Genomic DNA, 5,766 nt, shown 5'->3' with positions numbered 1-5,766 from the left:
AAAAAAAAATAAATAGAGTTGACATCAGATTCTGACGTCATCAGAAAGTACATTTTCACCTTCAATGCCGGACTTGTCATTTCCTAGAAGATAGGACATATGAATCATTTCATCTTTATAGAAATAGCAGCTGCCGACACCATCTTCACTTTTAATTTCAAAACGACTTTCAAGGCCTTCATTTTTAACCTCTTCAAATTCATCGCCCAATGCATTGTCAATAACGCTTTTTATGCCATCGATGTCTATTGCAAATACATTGTCATTTGCCTCTGCATTTATGAGGTAGCTTTTGAGAATTTTTTCATGGTACTCCCTGTAGATTTCAGAGTTTAGAAATACTTCAAAACCCTTTACCTCACCATCAATCAATACGACAATGCCGGTTTGGCCTTCGGATATGTCAAATACATCAAGAAATTCCCTCAGGTCTGCCTTTGCATTTTCATAGCTTTCTGACATTGCCTGAGTCGGTGATGAAAATGACCTTGACATTTCAAGATCATCAATTGAATCCCAAACTGCTTTTTGAACATTGCCATTGCTTCTGAAGGCATGGTGCTTTGCAAGACGTGTTGCATAGTTTGCCATGTTTTTGGATTGCTTGAAATCACTTACATACCCCCATCTTCCGTGTTCTGTACAGTTGACAGGTATTTTCATCTCGCTTTGAGGTTCAATCAATATTGTTGCATCCATTATGCGGTTTTGGTCTCCTCCAACTATCTCCTCTCCGTCAACCAGAAGAAGCGGCACCACTGACTTGTTTTCAACAATTATTGTGTTTACTGTCGGCTGTTCGCATTCCTTTACATTGACAAGGCCCAGCTGAAAACCTTTTTTAAGAGTTAAAAGGTCAATCTTATGAGTTACAGGAGTTTTAATTGGAATCACTGCAACGTTTTTGTGAACTTGCTCTTTCAAAAGTTCATAACTGTCAATCACTGCCATCACCTTTATAATTTTTGTCTACAAAATCAACATCAATCTTTCCCAGATTATCTGAGAGGTAATGTATATCACTTTCGGGATTTTCCACTTCCGCTACATACTCGTCTGATGTCAGTATCTTTGCCAGTGCAATGGAACCTGTTATGAACTTTATTCTTGCAAAGTATTCATCGTTTATCTTGTCATATATGCGTCCTGAACTCATGGATCCCATGACGACTGTGTTGGTGCTGTTTGCAACATAGCCAATTTTTCCGAAATACCTCATTTCACAGGCTATCGCTTCAGTATCATATTTGTTGTCCGGTTCCTTAACCAGCTTGACCAGTCTTTCAAGTTTAAGAGGTTTTGAACCGTGCATATTGTTGAATGATTGTATTGTAATATACATTCCATATCACCTTGTGTATATCTTGTGAATTGAAATATTTAAATGTTTTCAAAACCCAAAACGAAATGTAAACCTTCAATTTTCAGTAATTCTAAAAGAAAATTTGCCTACCAACTTTATTCGAACATATAAGAACTGTTTTTAACATATTGAACAAACAAGCAATCAAGTAGAAAAATTAATAAATAAAATGCCTGGATAAATAATATTATAACATAATTGGGGTTTAATCTTGAAAATTTATAGATTATTGTTAATCAGTTTATTGCTGATTCTCATGTTGGGCGCCGTAAGCGCTGAAGAAAATACAGCCCATGATGATGCTTTTCCTGACAACAATTTATCATCCACCAGGATTAGCGAATCCCTGAGCGAAGATGATTTTTACATAAATATACCGGAAAACGATACTTCTTCTTTTTCAAAAGACATTTCAAATGAATCATTAAAAACTTTAACGGCTGAAAGTGATTTTTCAAAGTTAAATCTTCCCGCAAACAAGGAAAAGGATTCATATGACAACCAATACTATTTATTTAGAGGAGATTGCTGGACAATCAACAACAATTTCGAATCAACAGCAGCCATTACAAGCAAAAGCTATACTGATTTAACAGTTACCGGCACTTTCCGTACTCAAAATGACATGGTTGGAATATACTGGAATTCAAAAGACATCATTCAGCACCCATACATAAGCTACGGCGTTCGTAACGACTATTCGAATGTGAAACTGGAATTCGATTATGAGATGTCCGGCTGCATTGACTTTTCAAATCCGTTCATTAGCATTTCAATTGCCACCAATAACGGCGAAACGTACTATCTCACAATGAACAGATTCATCAAAAACAATCACGTTTCAATAGATTTCAACAAATTGACATTATCTACAGGCAATTTCTATCTAGACAGAAACAACGGACATGTGACCGTCAAAAAACAAACCAAGCTGGATGTGAAAGATATAAAATCCATCATGTTTGTATTAATACCTGAAAACTATGTTGAAAGCCCCAATTATACAATCATGAAAAATGTGGATTTTAAATGCACAATATCCAACATAAACGTTGTGAATGGTGCAATCCGCAATGAACTGCCTGCATTGGAACCTCACCAATACCGCCTTTGTGAAGGATATGACGACATCTATAACCTCAATCCATTGAGAATTACTCATGAGATGAGAAAACTTGGATATGTCGGCTGGGTTAACCTCTTCATCGGAGCTTCACACTATTATGAAAAGTATGGTGAAGTCGGAGATGTGATTGTTGACATGAATTTTAACAATAACAGAACCGAAAAGATGCATCTGGATAAAAACGTGCCACTCAATATTGCATTTAAGGAATGGTTAGATTGCTATTCACGAGAACTTAAAAAAAATGATGTGGATAATATTGTTATCAGCGTTTCCCTGGAAAATCTCCAATCCCCTCATGAATGGAGGCAAATGGACTGCAACGGCAATTTTGCAGTTACCGGATGGAATCCATCAACATTCCTAAACAGCCCATGCAATGACGAAGCAGTTCAATATATGCAAAATGTATCCGGAGCCTGCCTAGACATCGTTGCTGCAAATGGATTTCAGCCTATCCTTCAGATGGGCGAAGTCTGGTGGTGGTGGAATGAAAATTCATTACCAAACCAAAGCCCATGTTTTTACGACAATTCCACCAAAGCAAAATATCTGGCTGAATACGGCACCAATTTACCAGAATACGAAAATGTATGGACTACAGAATATGACAATGCAACAATGAACTGGTTAAATCAGCAATTGGTAAAATACAGTGATTCGATAAGCAAAGTCGTTAAAAGCGACAGGTATGACGATGGATTGTACATAGCATTGTTCTTCCTTCCAAGTGTCCTTGACTCCGACAGGGTTCCTTCAATGATTAAAGATATCAATTATCTGCCAAATGCATATTCACCTTCTAAGCTCGACATACTTCAGATTGAGGATTATGATTGGATCATCTATGAAAGCATACACCATAAGGAAGCATATGCAATCGGCAAGGAATTGGGATTCAATGAATCCTCTTTACATTATTTCGGAGGTTTTGTATTATATCCGGAAGATGCAGCCAAATATTGGCCATTGATAGAGAAGGCATTGGAAGATGCAATTGAACATAAATTTAAGGAAGTTTACGTTTGGGCAGGTACTCAGGTTCGAAGAGACAATAAGATTCTCGGTTATGACGAATATGCAATAATACATAATCTGCTGTTGACCAACACTCCGGGCGTCGTCTCTCCAGTTATAACAGTTCCGGAATATGTAAGTACAGGCGAAAACTTCTCAATCGAAATTCGCACAAATAAATGGATAAACGGCAATTTCAACATATATGAATATGATTACGCTAAAAAGGGGAAATTGCTGGCATCATCCAAGATTGTCAATGGATATTCATCAGCCAAATTATCATCCGATAATGTGAGCATGAATAAGTTTTATCTTGAATTCGACTATATCAATGGAGGATATCATCTAATTCAGAATGTTAACATAATAGAAAATTCACCAAGCATCAAAGTCAATCTTTCTACTGAAATTGAAACAGGATCCAAAGGGAATATCTCATTCAATGCTCCAGAAAGTTCAAATGGAACCATATACTTTTTAATAGACGGAAACCTACCATATTCCTTTATGGTGGAACATGGAAAATTTAAGGGAACTGTTTCAGGACTTTCCAGAGGATATCATACTATTCTTGTAAGATACAATGACGGAAAATATATAAACGGCAAACTGGTTGGAAATGTATACTATAAGACATTCACAGTCAAGGTCGGCACCAGAACAATCCTTGAAACTGCCGATGTGGCTGTCGAATATGGTACAAAGACAAATTTGACCTTAAACTTAAAAGACAGAAATGGCAATCCTCTCAAGGGAAAGGACATCAAAATAACACTTAACGGCATTATTTATAATGTAACTACCGATAAAATGGGACGTGCCTCATTGCCTATAGATTTGATGCCTGGAAACTATGCTGCAAGGCTAATATATGCAGGCGATGATACCTATTTATCATCATCTGCCACCGCAAGCATTTCAATTAAAAAGATTGCCACTTCCTTAACCTCCAAAGACATCAATTTGATTTATGGTGATTCAGCATATTTGATTGCTACCTTAAAGGATTCTAAAAACAATGCAATTCATGGCAAAAACATTAAAGTAACATTGAACGGAAAAACCCACACACTAACTACAGACAGACAGGGACAGGCAAAACTGCCTATAGACATATTACCTGGAAAATACTCAGCAAAAATAGAGTTCAGGGAAGATGAAATCTATCTTTCATCATCATTTACTGCCAATGTTATTGTAAATAAGATTTCAACCAATTTGGCCATCAACAACATCTCAAATACTTTAATCATTACATTAAAAGATGAGAAAAAGAATGCCCTAAAAGGAAAAGGCATTGCAGTATCTTTGAACGGCAAGGTTTATGATGTTACAACCGACAGCAAGGGCCAGGCAACATTAGAAATGAATCTGCTTCCAGGAACATATACAGCAACAGCATCATTTGACGGAGATCAAGCATATATGTCCTCATCTGCAAAGATTCAAGTAACCATAATCAAGATTGCCACATCCATGACTTCACATAACCTAAATTTCACATATGGTGACCCGACCAGTCTAAAAGTTATCATAAAAGACATTAAAAATAATCCTCTAAAAGGAAAAGACATTTTGATTACTTTAGACAGTAAGGAATATAAGGTCATTAGTGATAAAAACGGTCAGGCAACATTAGCAATAAGATTATTACCAGGGAAATACACAGCTAAAATGAAATTTATGGAAGACAATATTTATAAAGCATCATCCACTGCTGCAGACATTGTTATAGAAAAAGTTACCTCAATTTTAACCGCCAAGGACATCATGTATACATATGGAAGCGCTACTGATTTGCTTGTAAGTTTAAAAGATACTAAAGGAAATGTTTTAAAAGAAAAAAGCATTACAATAACATTAAATGGTATGGATTATAGTGTTACCACCGATATCAACGGTCAAACAAGATTACCAATTGATTTGATGCCTGGCAAATATTCAGCAAAAATACAGTTCAAAGGGGATGGCATATATACCCCATCATCCGCAGCAGCAGAGATAATTGTAAATAAAATTGCTACTGAATTGACAGCTAAAGACATCAATATAGCCTATGGCGATTCAGCTAATTTGATAATTACTTTAAAAGACTCTAAAAATAATGTCATGAAAGGTAAAAGCATTTCAATATCCATGAACGGTCGAAATCATACCCTCACAAGCGATAACAACGGTCAGGCAACACTGCCTATCGACTTGTTACCTGGAAAATACACAGCAACAATACAATTCAAGCAAGACAACACCTACCTGG

The 5,766-nt window shown here is 36.4% G+C and carries 3 protein-coding genes; 1 reads left to right on the top strand and 2 read right to left on the bottom strand.

Translation table 11 applies throughout. The features are described from left to right. Positions 1 to 24 precede the first annotated feature (24 nt). Together QZV68_RS09850 and QZV68_RS09845 are read right to left on the bottom strand one after the other, a co-directional pair. Positions 25 to 945, bottom strand: coding sequence for an ARPP-1 family domain-containing protein (locus QZV68_RS09850; protein ID WP_296880828.1), 921 nt, complete (start codon positions 943 to 945; stop codon positions 25 to 27). After that, positions 938 to 1,342 (bottom strand): HIRAN domain-containing protein, encoded by a 405-nt coding sequence (locus QZV68_RS09845; protein ID WP_296880827.1) that lies wholly within the window; start codon positions 1,340 to 1,342, stop codon positions 938 to 940. Before QZV68_RS09845 ends, QZV68_RS09850 begins: the two co-directional genes overlap by 8 nt. A 232-nt stretch (positions 1,343 to 1,574) precedes the next feature. On the opposite strand from QZV68_RS09845, the gene QZV68_RS09840 reads away from it, so the two are divergent. Then, on the top strand, positions 1,575 to 5,766 hold a 4,192-nt coding region (locus tag QZV68_RS09840; RefSeq protein ID WP_296880826.1), incomplete at its 3' end, for an Ig-like domain-containing protein.

It is taken from the genome of uncultured Methanobrevibacter sp., assembly GCF_902801725.1.
Lineage (GTDB): Archaea > Methanobacteriota > Methanobacteria > Methanobacteriales > Methanobacteriaceae > Methanocatella.
Note: the sequence above shows the minus strand (reverse complement) of the source record. Positions and strands in the feature narration are given on the sequence as shown.

Coding starts and splice junctions, on each gene's coding strand:
- QZV68_RS09845 (WP_296880827.1), bottom strand. CDS start 1,342: ATGTATATTACAATACAATCATTCAACAATATGCACGGTTCAAAACCT.